12 protein-coding genes are annotated in these 14483 nt (G+C 71.3%); 1 reads left to right on the top strand and 11 read right to left on the bottom strand.

From position 1 onward, the window contains the following. Positions 1-15 precede the first annotated feature (15 nt). The 11 genes from ACS5PV_RS16760 to ACS5PV_RS16710 all read right to left on the bottom strand — a co-directional run bounded on the left by ACS5PV_RS16760 (position 16) and on the right by ACS5PV_RS16710 (position 13616). The gene (locus ACS5PV_RS16760) at positions 16-2697 is read right to left on the bottom strand and encodes a nitrate reductase (RefSeq protein ID WP_455396462.1); all 2682 of its coding nucleotides are present in this window, start codon (positions 2695-2697) and stop codon (positions 16-18) included. Between the two features lie 91 nt (positions 2698-2788). Then, on the bottom strand, positions 2789-3163 hold the full coding sequence (locus ACS5PV_RS16755) for a helix-turn-helix domain-containing protein (protein ID WP_455396461.1): 375 nt from the start codon (positions 3161-3163) through the stop codon (positions 2789-2791). Between the two features lie 16 nt (positions 3164-3179). Beyond that, positions 3180-3434, bottom strand: a complete 255-nt coding sequence (locus tag ACS5PV_RS16750) for a type II toxin-antitoxin system RelE family toxin (RefSeq protein ID WP_455396460.1) — start codon at positions 3432-3434, stop codon at positions 3180-3182. Between the two features lie 91 nt (positions 3435-3525). Then, positions 3526-5139: a sulfite reductase subunit alpha gene (locus ACS5PV_RS16745; RefSeq protein WP_455396459.1), complete on the bottom strand. Its 1614-nt coding sequence runs from the start codon at positions 5137-5139 to the stop codon at positions 3526-3528. Positions 5140-5398: 259 nt separating this feature from the next. Continuing rightward, a complete protein-coding gene (locus tag ACS5PV_RS16740; protein WP_455396458.1) occupies positions 5399-7186 on the bottom strand; it encodes a NirA family protein in 1788 nt (595 codons plus the stop codon). Positions 7187-7197: 11 nt separating this feature from the next. Beyond that, positions 7198-8433, bottom strand: a complete 1236-nt coding sequence (locus ACS5PV_RS16735; RefSeq protein WP_455396457.1) for an NAD(P)/FAD-dependent oxidoreductase — start codon at positions 8431-8433, stop codon at positions 7198-7200. 4 nt (positions 8434-8437) lie between these two features. Beyond that, positions 8438-9232: an ABC transporter ATP-binding protein gene (locus ACS5PV_RS16730; protein ID WP_455396456.1), complete on the bottom strand. Its 795-nt coding sequence runs from the start codon at positions 9230-9232 to the stop codon at positions 8438-8440. Between the two features lie 11 nt (positions 9233-9243). Next, on the bottom strand, positions 9244-10104 hold the full coding sequence (gene ntrB, locus ACS5PV_RS16725; protein ID WP_455396455.1) for a nitrate ABC transporter permease: 861 nt from the start codon (positions 10102-10104) through the stop codon (positions 9244-9246). Position 10105: 1 nt separating this feature from the next. Then, on the bottom strand, positions 10106-11392 hold the full coding sequence (locus ACS5PV_RS16720; protein WP_455396454.1) for a CmpA/NrtA family ABC transporter substrate-binding protein: 1287 nt from the start codon (positions 11390-11392) through the stop codon (positions 10106-10108). Positions 11393-11988: 596 nt separating this feature from the next. Then, the gene (locus tag ACS5PV_RS16715) at positions 11989-12984 is read right to left on the bottom strand and encodes a CmpA/NrtA family ABC transporter substrate-binding protein (protein WP_455396453.1); all 996 of its coding nucleotides are present in this window, start codon (positions 12982-12984) and stop codon (positions 11989-11991) included. Further along, complete coding sequence (locus ACS5PV_RS16710; protein ID WP_455396452.1) at positions 12981-13616, bottom strand: ANTAR domain-containing response regulator; 636 nt, start codon at positions 13614-13616, stop codon at positions 12981-12983. Before ACS5PV_RS16710 ends, ACS5PV_RS16715 begins: the two co-directional genes overlap by 4 nt. Before the next feature lie 212 nt (positions 13617-13828). On the opposite strand from ACS5PV_RS16710, the gene ACS5PV_RS16705 reads away from it, so the two are divergent. Next, positions 13829-14476, top strand: a complete 648-nt coding sequence (locus tag ACS5PV_RS16705; protein ID WP_455396451.1) for a hypothetical protein — start codon at positions 13829-13831, stop codon at positions 14474-14476. Positions 14477-14483 lie beyond the last annotated feature (7 nt).

The following is a 14483-nucleotide window of genomic DNA, read 5'->3' as shown; positions in this document are numbered from 1 at the left end:
GGCCATCAGATGCGCCTATGCGGAAGCCGGCGCAAGTTCCGCGGCCAGCAGCTTGCGGATCTCGGGGATGCACGAGCCGCAATTGGTGCCGGCCTTGCACGCTGCCCCCACCGCCTCGACCCCGTGCGCCCCGCCCTTGATCGCCGCCCGGATCGTGTCGAGGCCGACGGTGTGGCAGGCGCAGACGAGTGGCCCGGTGCCGGCGCTCTCCGCCCGCCCCGAGATCAGTGCCCGGCGGGCGGAGGGCTCCAGCAGCTCCTGGGTACGGAAGAACGCCTTGGCGGCGTCCCAGGTCGGGCGCTCGGCGGCCGGCGCCAGGGCCAGCACGCCGAGGAGCCGCCCGTCGCGGAAGGCGGCGGCGCGGTAGCGGCCGCGGGCCGGGTCGGCGTACTCGCTGAACGTCGCGCCCGAGAACAGCTCGCGCATCAGGGCGGCGGCCTCGGGCACGCCGTCCTGCGCGGCGAAGATCAGGCCGGTCGCCCCCTCCAGCGTCGCGCGCGCCCACCACCAGCCGAACGGCGCTGCCACGCCCTCGCGGGTGATGAGGTAGCCGCGGGAGCGGTAGGGCTCGGGGGCGATCGAGGCCGGGGTCGCCTTGAGCTCCGGCTGGCCCGAGACCGGGTCGACCGCGCCCTGCGCGAGCGCACCGACGCGCCCGTCCGAGGTGTTGGCCTCGCTCCAGTGCATCGGGGCGAACAGCATGCCGGGCTGGGCTCCCGGCGTCACCATGACCTCGAGCACCGCCGCGCCGTGGGCGGTGCGGACGCGGGCGAGATCGCCGTCGGCGAGCCCGGCGGCCGCGGCATCGTCGGGGTGGATCTCGACGAAGGGGACGGCGCGATGGGCCGACAGGCGCGGGCTCTTCCCCGTCCGGGTCAGGGTGTGCCAGTGGTCGCGCACGCGGCCGGTGTTGAGGCGCAGGGGAAGCGCGTCGCTGGTGGCCTGCGCGAGCGCGGGTTTCTGCACCGCGACGAAGCGGGCCTTGCGGTCGCGGGTGAAGAAGCCGCCCTGGGCGAAGAAGCGCGTCTGCGGCCCCTTGGCCTTGCGGGTCAGCGGCCACTGCACCGGCGCGGCAGCGTCGTAGGCCGGGTCGGTGAGGTCGGCGAGCCCCCCGATGTCGAAGTCGCGGCTGCCGCGGTTCTCGAATTCCGACAGGGCGGCGTGCTCGCGGAACACCGCCGCCGCGTTGCCCCAGGCGAAGGCCTTGGCGTGGCCGAGCCGCTTGCCCACCTGCGCCATGATCCACCAATCGGCCCGCGCCTCGCCCGGCGCCTTGAGGAAGGCGCGCTGGCGCGAGATGCGGCGCTCGGAATTCGTCACCGTGCCGTCCTTCTCGCCCCAGGCGAGCGCCGGCAGGAGGATCGCGTTGCGGGCCCGCACCGTGTCGGTCTCCGCCACTACCTCGGAGACCACGTAGGTGTCGAGCTTCGCCAGCGCCGCCCGCACCCGGTCGGCACGGGGCATCGAGACGGCGGGGTTGGTGCCCATCACCCACAAAGCCTTGATCTTGCCGCGCTCGATCGCCTCGAACAGCGCCACCGCCTTCATCCCCTCGCCGGTGATGATGTTCGGCGCGTTCCAGAACCGGCGCACCAGATCCACCTCCTCGGGGGTGAAGTGCATGTGCGCCGCCAGCATGTTGGCGAGCCCGCCGACCTCGCGCCCGCCCATGGCGTTGGGCTGGCCGGTGAGCGAGAACGGCCCCATCCCCGCCTTGCCGATGCGGCCGGTGGCGAGGTGGCAGTTGATGATCGCGTTGGCCTTGTCGGTCCCCTGCGACGACTGGTTGACGCCCTGCGAGAAGGCGGTGACGACCCGCGGCGTCGTGCGGAACAATTCGAAGAAGGCCGCGACCTCGGCCTCGGACAGGCCGGTGGCGGCGGCAGTCGCGGCGAGGTCCGGGGCGATCTGCCGGGCGCGCTCGAGCGCCGGCTCGAAGCCGGCGGTGTGCTCGGCGATGTAGCGCGGGTCGAGGGCGTTCGCGTCGGCGAGGTGGACCAGCAGGCCGGAGAACAGTGCCGTGTCGGTGCCGGGCCGCACGCCGAGGAAGAGGTCCGCCTCCTCGCCGGTCTGGGTCCGGCGGGGATCGATGGCGACGATCTTCGTGCCGCGCTTCTCCCGCGCGTCGAGCATGCGGCGAAACAGGATCGGGTGGCACCAGGCGGTGTTGGAGCCGACCAGCACCAGGAGGTCGGCCTCGTCCAGGTCCTCGTAGCAGCCCGGCACGGTGTCCGAGCCGAAGGCGCGGCGGTGGGCCGCCACCGAGGACGACATGCACAGGCGCGAGTTGGTGTCGACGTGCGGCGTGCCGATGAAGCCCTTCGCCAGCTTGTTGGCGACGTAGTAATCCTCGGTCAGGAGCTGGCCCGAGAGATAGAACGCCACCGAGTCCGGGCCGTGCGCCGCGATGGTGCGCTTGAACCCCTCGGCGACGGCGTCGAGCGCCTCGTCCCAGCTCGCCCGCCGCCCGGCGATCTCGGGATGCAGCACCCGGTCGTCGAGGGACAGCGTCTCGCCGAGCGCCGAGCCCTTCGAGCAGAGCCGGCCGAAATTCGCCGGATGCTGCGGATCGCCCGCGACGCTCGCACCGCCCTGCCCGTCCGGCCGCGCGAGCACGCCGCAGCCGACGCCGCAATACGGGCAGGTGGTCCGGACGGGGGCGGCCTCGGGGGAGAGGGCCGGCACGTGCAGGTTCATCGGAAGAGCCTTTCGCCGGGCGTACGGGTGGGGGCCGGTGAGCCCAGACAAGCAATGTTCGAGCCGCCGAGCGCCCTCGGCGTCCCATCGGTTACCCGAGGAGATCGTCCAGGCTGACGTTGAGGACGGCGGCGATCTTCCGGTAGGTGTCGACCGTGCCGTCACGCTTCCCGGTCTCGATCTGCGACAGGAAGGCCTGGGACAGGCCCGTCTGCTCCGCGAGGGCCGCGGCGTTCAAGCCACGATGCTCGCGCCAGACGCGCACTCGGCTCTCGCCTGAGAGCAGACGGTCGACGACCGGTGCCGGGATCAGCTCCTCGTCCCCGGCGGCGAGGCGCTGGCGGAATTCGGCGACGGCGAGACGATCGGCATTGTCCTCGGCAGCATCGAGAAGAGCTTGATAATCCGCGTCGGCCAGGACGATCAGCGTGTCCCCCGCCGGGGTCGTGATCCGTTGGATATTCATGGGTCAGACCTTCGCCTCAATCGTAAGCGCTGGAGCGCGGAGCGACGCGGATGACGGCCAGCACCACGCCGTCCTCCGTGAACAGCACGCGCCAGTCGCCGACGCGGAGCCGAAACACGCCCGGCTCTCCCTTCAGCGCCTTCACGTTGTTCGCCTGTGTCCGGGGATCGGAGGCATATTGCTCAATCTTCGACCGGATGAGAGCCGACATGTTGGTCGGCATCCGGCTCAACGTCCGCAGGGCATCCTTGCTGTAAGCGATCTGCAGCATACTAGATAATTAGCATAATGCTAATCGCCACCCAAGAGCGTCCTGCTGGACGCATCCTCGTGCCGACGCGCGAGACGCCGACGAGCCGGCTTCAATACACGTCCGCCTGATACCGGTTCGCCTTCTTCAGCGCGGCGAGATACGCCACCGCCTCCTCCGGGCTCTTGCCGCCGTGGCTCGCCGCCACGTCGATGATCGCGCGCTCGACGTCCTTGGCCATGCGCTTGGCATCGCCGCAGACGTAGAAGTGGGCGCCCTCCTCCAGCCAGCGCCACAGCTCGCGGCCGTTCTCGCGCATGCGGTCCTGGACGTAGGTCTTCTCGCCCCCGTCGCGCGACCAGGCGAGCGACAGGCGGGTGAGCACGCCCTGGTCCTTCATCGCGTTCAGTTCGTCGCGGTAGAAGAAGTCGGAGGCCTGGCGCTGGTGGCCGAAGAACAGCCAGTTCTTGCCCGGCGCCTTGACGGCGGCGCGCTCGCGCAGGAAGGCGCGGAACGGCGCGATGCCGGTGCCCGGGCCGACCATGATCACCGGGGTGTCCTGGTTCTCCGGCAGGCCGAAACCGTGGGCCTTCTGGAGGTAGACCTTCACCTTGGCGGTCTCGGACAGGCGCTCGCCGAGATGGGTCGAGGCGACGCCGAGGCGCAGGCGCGAGCGGTGGCTGTAGCGCACCGCGTCGACGGTGAGCGAGACCCGGCCCGGATCGGCCTTGGGCGAGGACGAGATCGAGTAGAGCCGCGGCTGCAGCTCGTCGAGGGCTTCGAGGAAGACCTCGGCGTCGGGCCGGGCGCCCGGGAACTTGTGGAGCGCGCCGAGCACGTCGAGATAGCTCGCGTCGCCGTCCGGGTCCTCGCCGGCGCTGAGCGCCTGGGCCTTCTTGCGCTGCGCGCCGGAGGTGAGGAGCGAGAGCAGCTGGAAGAGGCCGTCCGGCGCGCCGCCGAGCGAGTAGTTGGTGAGCAGGTGGTCGCGCAGGGTCTTCTCGCCGAGCTTCGTGGCGATGACCCGCTCGGGCCGGGCGCCGAGCTCGGCGATGACCGCGTCCGCCAGCGCCGGGGCGTTGGCGGGAAACAGGCCGAGCGAATCGCCGACGACGTAGTCGATGCCGGTGCCGGCGAGATCGATCTCGATGTGCCAGGTCTCCTTCTCGCCGCCCGGCGCGTTGAGGCGGCGGCGGGAGAGGAACACCGCCTCGGCCGGGTTCTCGCGGCACTGGCCGTAGGGGCCGAGGGGCGCCTCCGCCTTGGGAGCGTCGTCGGAGGCGGCAGCGGCGGCGCCGGCGGGCGCCGCGGTGCCGAACTCCGCCTCCAGCTTCTTCAGCATCCGGAGCGTTTCTTTGCCGCCGGGCTGGCACAGGTTCAGGCGCTCTTCTTTCTTGAGGAAGAGGGCGTTGGCGTAGTCGGCGCAGTTGTAGCCGCACTGGCCGCAATCCTGCTGGGCCATGGCGGCCATCAGCTTCTGCGGCTCGGAGCGGTCCTTGGCCAGCGCCATGCGGTCGTCGAGGCCCATCGACGGGTCGTGCCAGGGCGCATCGCCGTTGTCGGCGAGCGCGGGGCCGCCGGGCGCCTCGCCGGCCCCAAGGGCGGTCGCGCCCTCGACCGCCGGCCCGAGCAGGGCCGCGAAGTAGCCCGAGAGCCAGGCGCGCTGGTCGGCGTTGAAGGGGGCGGATTCGGGGATCAGGACGAGCGGGGGAGCGACGTGCTGGGTCATCGGGGGGTTACCAGAGAAGAGTGGCGTTCCGCCGGTGATGCACCGGCCGTCTCCTCTCCCCGCGGGCGGGGAGAGGGCTCCGGCGACCTTGTCGTCGACGGAGCGAGCTGCGAACCGCAGGTTCGCCGCGAGGGTGAGGGGGTGGTACCGGAGGAGTCTCACGCGGAGACACCCCCTCACCCTCGCCCTCCGGGCTCGCCGCGCCCTCTGAACGAGGGCGCGGCCCTCTCCCCGCCCGCGGGGAGAGGAGAAGGGTCGGCTACTCGGCCGCCTCCAGCATGCGTTCGCCGGCGAGCGCCTTCAGCGCGTCGGGCCCGCGGCGGGCGGTGTAGGCCTGGAAGGTCTCCTCCGGGCCGGTGCGGTGGGCGAGGTAGTCGTTGAGCAGGGTCTCGACCCGGCCGGGGCACTCCTCGGCCTTCACGGCCTTCCAGATCTCGGTACCGATCTTGGCCGCCTCGCCGAAGCCGCCGCCGACCACGATGTCGTAGCCCTCGACGGTGTCGCCCTCCTCGCTCACCACTACCTTGGCGCCGATCAACCCGATATCGCCGATGTAGTGCTGGGCGCAGGAATGGTGGCAGCCGGTGAGGTGGACGTTGACCGGCACGTCGAGCCCCGGCACCGCCGCCTCGACGTGGTCGGCGATGAGCAGCGCGTGGCCCTTGGTGTCGGAGGCTGCGAACTTGCAACCGCGGTTGCCGGTGCAGGCGACGAGGCCGGCGCGGATGCTCGACGCCTTGGTGGAGAGCCCGAGGGCCGCGACGCGGGACTCGACCTCGGCCACCTTGTCGTCGGGCACGCCGGAGAAGAGGAAGTTCTGCCACACGGTGAGGCGGATCTGGCCGTCGCCGCAGTCGCGGGCGATCGTCGCCAGCGCCCGCATCTGGTCGGTGGTCATCTTGCCGACCGGCAGCACCACGCCGATCCAGTTCAGGCCCGGCTGGACTTGGCTGTGCACGCCGACATGGGCGTAGCGGTCGAAGCCGCCGCGGGGCTTCACGTGTGAGGGATCGACCCGCTCCAGCTTGCGCCCGAGCTTCTCCTCGACGGCGGCGAGGTACTTGTCGTAGCCCCAGGCGTCGAGGACGTACTTCATCCGCGACTTGTTGCGGTTGGTGCGGTCGCCGTTCTCGATGAACACCCGCAGGATCGCGTCGGCGACGGCGTTGCACTCGTTCGGGCGCAGTACCACGCCGGTGTCGCGGGCGATGTCGCGGTGGCCGGTGATGCCGCCGAGCACGAGCCGCATCCAGAGTCCGGGCGCGACCGCCGCACCCTCCGTCACCTCGACCGCCTGGAAGCCGATGTCGTTGGTCTCCTCCAGCACCGGCAGCACGCCGCCGCCGTCGAAGGCGACGTTGAACTTGCGCGGCAGGCCGTAGAGCGAGCGGTCGTTGAGGATGTGGTTGTGCCAGGACCTGGCGAGCGGCCGGGTGTCGAGCAGTTCCTGCGCGTCGATGCCCGCCGTCGGCGAGCCGGTGACGTTGCGGATGTTGTCGGCGCCGGTGCCCCGCGCGGTCAGCCCGAGATCGACCAGCCCGTCGAGGAAGGGCTGGCCGTGCTCAGGGCTGATCTCGCGCACCTGGAGGTTGGCGCGGGTCGTGACGTGGCTGTAGCCGCCGCCATGGGCATCGGCGAGGTCGGCGATGCCGGCGAACTGCCAGTGGTGCAGGATGCCGTTGGGGATCCGCAGGCGGCACATGTAGGAGTTCTGGGCTGGAGCCACCCAGAACAGGCCGTGGTAGCGCCAGCGGAAATTGTCCTCGGGCTTCGGTGCCTTGCCGGTCGCGGCCTCGGCGATCAGCCGGTTGTGGCCGTCGAACGGGTTCTCGGCGCGCTTCCACTTCTCCTGCTCGGCGAGCTTGCCGCCGTTCTTCACGGTGCGGTCCTGCGCCTTGATGTGGATCGCGTCCGGCCCGGTCGGCTCGGCGGCGGGCGCGGCGGCGGCTCCGCCCCCGGCGAGGCCGCCGGTCATGCGGATTGCGGCGATGCCGTGGGAGAAGCCTTCGAGGTAGCGCTTCTGCTCGGCGTCGAAGTCGTCGGCCATCGCGGGCTCCTTCACGCTGCGAGGGGTTGGGGGGCAGGAACTTCGGGGGAGACCTGGCGACCGAACATCAGGTCGTCCCGGTCGTCGGGCGTGATCGGGTCGCCGGTGCGGATCAGGGCCTTGCACCAGCCCTGCTCGGCGACGTCGCCGACGAAGACCGCGCCGATCAGCTGGTCGCCGTCGATCACGAGCTTGCGGTAGAGGCCGGATGCCGGATCGCTCCAGGTCACCGCCTCGGCGCCGTCCGGCACGTCGACGGCACCGGCGGAGAAGACCGGCAGGCCCGACACCTTCAGGCTCGTGGCGAGCGAGGTGCCGGCGTAAGCGGCCTCAGTGCCGCAGAGGTGCCGGGCCAGCACCTCGGCCTGCTCGTAGGCCGGCTCGACGAGGCCGTAGGTCTGGCCGCGGTGCTCGGCGCATTCGCCGAGCGCGTAGATCCCGGGAACAGAGGTCGCCATCGTGTCGTCGACCCGGATGCCGCGCCCGACCGCGAGCCCGGCGTTTGCCGCGAGCGCGGTGGAGGGCCGCACGCCGACCGACATCACCACGAGGTCGGCCGGCAGCACCGTGCCGTCCGCGAGAACCAGCCGCTCGACGCGGCCGTCGCCCTCGATCGAAGCGGTGTCGGCCTTCAGGATCACCCGCACGCCGCGGGCCTCCATCGCCTCGCGCACCAGCCCCGCGGCGGCGTGGTCGAGCTGACGCTCCATCAGCCGGTCCATGACGTGCAGGAGCGTGGTGTCGACGCCGAGGCGCGCCAAGCCCACCGCCGCCTCGAGCCCGAGAAGCCCGCCGCCGATCACGATCGCCTTCGCGCCCGCCACCGCCGCCCGGCGGATCGCCGCCACGTCGGCGAGATCGCGGAAGGTAATGACGCCCGGCAGATCCATCCCGGGCTTCGGCAGCCGGATCGGCACCGAGCCGACGGCGAGCACCAGCTTGTCGTACGGCAGCACCAGCCCCTCGCCGACCTGCACGACGCGCTCAGTCGTGTCGATGGCCGTCGCGGGTGCGCCGGTAACCAGGGTGATGCCGTGCTCGGCGTACCAGTCGAGCCCGCGGAAGGTGCAGGCCGCCTCGTCGACCTCGCCGCCGAGCAGCGAGGACAGCAGCACCCGGTTGTAGGCCGCCACCGGCTCGGCGCCGACGCAAGTCACGTCGAAGCGCCCGGGGGCGGCCTCGGTCAGCCGCTCCAGGAAGCGGAGCGAGGCCATGCCGTTGCCGATGACGACGAGGCGTTCCGTCATGGGATCAGGCCGCGATCGCGGGTTTGGCGTGGCGGGCGTAGAGGAATTCCAGCACCTCGGCCCGGGCATGGGTGTAGGTCGGGTCCTCGACCAGCTCGAGGCGCTTGCGCGGCCGCTCGAGCGGCACCGTCAGGACTTCCCCGATCGTGGCCGAGGGGCCGTTCGTCATCATGACGATCCGGTCGGAGAGCAGCACCGCCTCGTCGACGTCGTGGGTGATCATGATGACGGTGTTCTTCAGCCGCAGGTGGATCTCCATCAGCTGGTCCTGGAGATGCGCCCGGGTCAGCGCGTCGAGCGCACCGAACGGCTCGTCCATGAGCAGCACCTTCGGCTCCATGGCGAGCGCCCGGGCGATGCCGACGCGCTGCTTCATGCCGCCGGAGATCTCGTGCGGGCGCTTCTCGGCGGCGTGGGTCATGTTGACGAGGGCGAGGTTGTGCTCGATCCAGTCGCGCCGCTCGGCCCGGCTCTTTCTCGACTTCAGCACCTTGTCGACGGCGAGCGCCACGTTCTCGCGTACCGTAAGCCAGGGCAGGAGCGAGTGGTTCTGGAACACCACCGCCCGCTCGGGGCCGGGGCTGTTCACTTCCTTGCCGTCGAGGAGGACGCAGCCGGTGGAGGCCTTGAGCAGGCCCGCCACAATGTTGAGCACCGTCGACTTGCCGCAACCGGAATGGCCGATCAGCGAGACGAACTCGCCCTTGGCGATCTTCAGGTTGACGTCGCGCAGCACTTCGGTGGTGCGGCCTGACCGGGTGAAGCTGATGCCGACCTGTTCGAGGCTGAGATGGGTCATGTCGGGCTCCCTCAGGCCGTCGCGGTGCCGCGGGTGACGAGGTGGCCGAGGCCGGCGACGAGGCGGTCGAGCACGAAGCCGATCACCCCGACATAGACCAGGGCCACGATGATCTCGCTGATGTGCGAGGAGTTCCAGGCATCCCAGATGAAGAACCCGATGCCGACGCCGCCGATCAGCATCTCGGCCGCCACGATGGCGAGCCAGGACAGGCCGACGCCGATGCGAAGGCCGGTGAAGATGTACGGCGCCGCGGACGGCAGCATCACCTTGGCGAAGAACTCGAAGGCGTTGAGGCGCAAGACCGCCGCGACGTTGCGGTAATCCTGCGGGATGTTGCGGATGCCGACCGCGGTGTTGATGATGATCGGCCAGATCGAGGTGATGAAGATCACGAAGATCGCCGAGGGCTGGCCGTCCCGGAACGCGGCGAGCGAGAGCGGCAGCCAGGCGAGCGGCGGGATGGTGCGCAGGACCTGGAAGATCGGGTCGAGCCCGCGCATCGCCCATTCGGACTGGCCGACGAGGGTGCCGAGCATCACCCCGACGATGACCGCCAGGGTGAAGCCGAGCGCCACGCGCTGGAGGCTGGCCGAGATGTGCCAGAACAGCCCCTTGTCGGTGCCGCCGTTGTCGTAGAACGGGTGGGCGATGATGTCCCACGCCTCCGTCACCACCCGCGAGGGCGGCGGCAGGCCGGCGCCGGGGCGCTGGCACAGCACCTCCCACAGCAGCAGGAACACCGCCAGCACGACGAGCGGCGGCACGATCCGGAGCGCCAGACCTTTCAGGGCGGCGCGGGTGACGAGGGGAGCCTTCGCCCCCTCGGCTTTGGCGGCGCCGACGCGCCCGATGCTTAATCCGAGGGCCATCTCACGCCACCTTCTTGATGCCGAGGCTGTTGAGGTACGCGGCGGGATCCGCCGGATCGAAGACCTTGCCGTCGAAGAAGGTCTCCTTGCCGCGCGAGGTCGAGGCCGGGGCGGTCACGCCGACGGTCTTGGCCGCCTCGCGCCACAGGTCCTCGCGGTTCACCTTGGCGATCAGCGCCTTGGTGTCGGTCTGGGCGTCGAACTTGCCCCAGCGGATGTCCTCGGTGAGGAACCAGAGGTCGTGCGACTGGAACGGATACGAGGCGTGGTCGGCGAAGAACTTCATCACGAACGGGCTGTTCTCGACCTTGCGGCCGTCACCGTAATCGATCGTGCCCTTCATCCGGCCGGCGACGTCGCCCACCGGGATGTTGATCCACTGGCGCTTGGCGACGATGGCGGCGAACTCGTCCCGGTTCTCCGGCTTGTCGCACCACATCTGCGCCTCGATCACCGCGGCGAGCAGCGCGAGGGCGGCCCGGGGGTGCTTCTCGACCCAGTCGGCCCGCATGGCGAAGGCCTTCTCCGGGTGGTCCTTCCACAACTCGCCGGTGGTGAGCGCGGTGTAGCCGAGGCCCTGCTGGACGAGCTGCGCGTTCCACGGCTCGCCGACGCAGAAGCAGTCCATCGTGCCGACCTTCATGTTCGCCACCATCTGGGGCGGCGGCACCACGATGGTCTCGATGTCCTTGTCGGGATCGATCCCGCCGGCGGCGAGCCAGTAGCGGATCCACAGGTCGTGGGTGCCGCCCGGGAAGGTCATCGCCGCCTTGACCGACTTGCCGGCGGCCTTCTTCTTCTCCGTCGCGGCCCGGAACACCTTGGAGTCGAGCGCGACCTTCTGCTCGAGGTACTCCTTGGCGACCGAGATGCACTGGCCGTTGGTGTTGAGCCGGGCCAGGATCTGCATCGGCACCGGGACGTTGTTCTGCGTCACCTTGCCGGCGCTGATGAGGTAGGGCATCGGCGACAGGATGTGGGCGCCGTCGATGCCGTTGCCCTCGGAGCCGAGCACGAGGTTGTCGCGGGTGGTGCCCCAGGAGGCCTGCTTCAGGACCTCGACGTCGGGCATGCCGTGCTTGGCGAAGAACCCCTTCTCCTTGGCGACGAAGAGCGGGCCGGCATCGGTGAGCGCGATGAAGCCGAGCTTGGCGGCCTTCACCTCGGGCCCCGCACCCTGCGCGAAGGCGCCGCCGGGCAGCGCCACGCGGCTGGCTGCCGCCAGCGACAGGGCGCCGGCTGCCCCCTTGAGGATCTGGCGACGCGTGGTGTGCTCAACGCTGCTCATCGATGGACCTGTCCTCAAGCCGCTTGCGCCGTCGTGGCGCGGATTCCGGTGCCGAAACGCAAAAAGCCGCCGCCCAAGGTCTTCCGCCGGCCGCGCATCGCGGGGCCCACAGGGGAACTCGGGTCAGCGGCACTGCTGACGGTCGGTGCCCGTCGACGCTGACGGACGAGAGAAGGAGAGCAGGTTCCGTGCCAACTGAATGGCGAGCGATTCAAGTGGTTGAAATTGAAATGATTCGCGGCTTGGCCGGAGCGGTCGGCTGGAGGGCCCGACGGATTGGTGCGATGCACAAATGATGGGCTGGTGGATGGGGAATGAGCAGGGGTCGCGTGCTCAAGGGGTGAGCAGATCCACGGATGGCGCCCTGGTGAGCACCGAACGTTCCGCGGGGCCCGTCGCGTCGCGCCCCTTTCCAGTTCCACCGTCGTCCCGGGGCTCGCCGGAACCCGGGAGCCCTGCCCGCTGACGCTCGACGAGAAAGCGGAATGCTCTCCGACAGCTTCTCGAGCGCCCGCGGCCATAGATCCCGGGCTCTCGCCGTCGGCGAGCCCCGGCACGGCTCGGTGGGTGTCACCCCGTCGAGACAATCGGACCCGTCAGGCCGCCGCCAGCAGGTCGGCCCGGTACAACCCCGGGGCGTCCGCCGCCCCCGCCTCGATCTGCCCCGCCGCCGCCATCTCGGCGACCAGCCAACCGAGCGCCGCCGGGTCGGGCGCCAGTTCCGCCTCCCCGAGGGCGAGGTAATCCCCCGCCTCGACCACCGGCCCGCCCGGCGCGAGGCGCAGCGATCCGGAAAGCCCGCGCAGGATCAGCGCCGGGTCAATCCCGAGATGGTGCGGGGCGCCCAGGAGTTCGGCCAGGTCCTGGCGGTTCTCCGGCTCGCCGCACCAGCGCGCCGCGCGCTTCACGGCGCGCAGCAGGGGCGCCGCCCGGTCCTCCATCTCGGCTGGCAGCGCCAGCACCTTCTCCGGGCAGTCGGGCGCGATGGCGACGCCGAGCGCCGCGATGCGACCGACCCCGGCCTCGACCGCGACGCTGCTCCACGGCGCGCCGACGCAGAACCCGTCGATCAGGCCGCGCCCCAGCGCCTCGACGGTGCGGGGCGGCGGCACCACGACGAGGCGCACCGCCGTGAGCGAGCTGCCGCCGAGCGCGAGCAGGCGGCGCCACTGGTAGGTGTGGCTGGAGAACGGATGGACGGTGGCGAGCGTCAGCGGCCGCCCCTCCTCGGCGCGGGCCTCCGCCACCCGGGCGAGCGCCCGGGCGACGTCGGACACGGCGTCGGAAGCGGCATCGAGTGCCTGCCAGAGCGGCAGCGACAGGGTCACGGCGTTGCCGTTGCGGGCGAGCGCCGCCGGGGCGATCAGGCGGGCCTGGGGCCCGGAGAGGCCGAGATGGCAGGCGAGCGCGAGCGGGGCCAGCATGTGGGCGCCGTCGAGGAGGCCGAGCGCCAGGCGGTCGCGCAGGGTGGCCCAGGACGGCTCGGCGACGAGATCGACCTCCAGCCCCTCCGCCGCCGTGAAGCCGCGCTCCACCGCGGCGATCAGCACCGCGGCGTCGGTGAGCGGGACGTAGCCGAGCTGCAGCCTCATCCGAGCAGGTCCGCGGCGGTGACGATGGCGCGGGCGATGTCGACGATCTTGCGCTTCTCGTTCATGGCCTTGCGGCGCAGCTGCCGGTAGGCCTCGTCCTCGGTCAGGCCCTTGGCGCTCATCAGGATGCCCTTGGCGCGCTCGATCAGCTTGCGGTCGGCGAGCTCGCTCTTCGCCTCCGAGAGCTCGCGCTGGAGCCGTGAGAAGGCGTTGAAGCGCAGGATCGCGATCTCGATGATCGGCTTGATCCGCTCGGCGCGTAGCCCGTCGACGATGTAGGCCGAGATGCCGGCATCGACCGCCGCCTGCATCATCGGCGCGTCCGAGCGGTCGACGAACATCGCCACCGGCCGCTCGACGAGGCGCGAGACCCCGAACATCTGCTCGAGGAGGTCCCGGCTCGGGCTCTCGAGGTGGATCACCACCACGTCGGGCGAGAGGGCGGAGAGCCGGTCGAGGAGGTCGGCGGTGTCGGGGATGACGACCACCCGGGCGCCCTCGACGGCGCGCAGGCCCTCCTCCAGGATCGCGGCCCGGGCGCGGCTCGGGTCGACGACGGCGATGACGAGGCTGTTGTCCCCGGAGGACGGGGCGGGCGGGGCCGGGGCTTGGGGGCTTGCGCGGTCGGGCATGTCGGCGTCGGATCACGCAAATGTCGGGCCTGGGACGGCGCCCGGCCCGGGGCGAACGAGAAGCGGCGGGACCGCTCCTTACCCCGGGGGAGATCCGGGCGACACCCCCCGGAGGCGCCGACCGCTCCTTCGACACGAAAGCGCAAAGAAACGGCCCCGCTTCGGCCCGAAACCCGGGCTTCACTGCGGCAATGGTCGAGCGGGAGGTTGGGATGCGGCAGAACGGGCGGACGCGCAAGCCGGTGGAGACGAGCGCGCTCGGCAGCCTGCCCGGCGCCTCGCGGGGCTACCTGCCGCTCCTGCCCACCGCCTGCGTGGCGGTCTGCCTCGCGGCCGGCTCGCTGTACTGGCGCGAGGCGCCGCCCCGCGCCCCGGAGCGCCACGTCGCCGCCGTGCAGCCGCTGCCGCAGGCCAGCGACCTGTTCCGCATCGTGCCCGAGGCCGAGGGGCGGGTGCGCGCCCCCTACCCGCTCGAGTTCGAGCAGCAATTCCCGCTGATCGCCGGCCTGCCGGCCGAGGTAGCCCCGCCGGTGCTGCCGACCCTGGAGGCCAGGCAGGAGACCAAGCAGGAGGGCAAGGCCCCGCGCCGCGCGGCGACGCCGCGCCCCCGGGCGGTGCCGGCCCTGGCGGACCTGCGCCCGCCGGCGCGGCCCGAGGATCTCAAGCCCCGCCGGATCGTGGCGGAGAAGCCGGACCCGGCGACCCGCACGGCGAGCACTGGGACGGAGCCGGAGCGCCCGGCCTCCTGGCTGCCCTTCGCGCCGACCGGCCGGCTGGTGACGCAGACCATGGTCGCGCTCGGCGACGGCGTCACCAATGCGGGCTCCGCGATGATCGACCTCATCGACCGCCGGCGCTGACGCAAGG

The sequence above is a fragment of the Methylobacterium sp. Gmos1 genome (assembly GCF_053764715.1).
The sequence above is the reverse complement of the archived record's forward strand: the minus strand, read 5'-3'. Positions and strand labels throughout refer to the sequence as shown.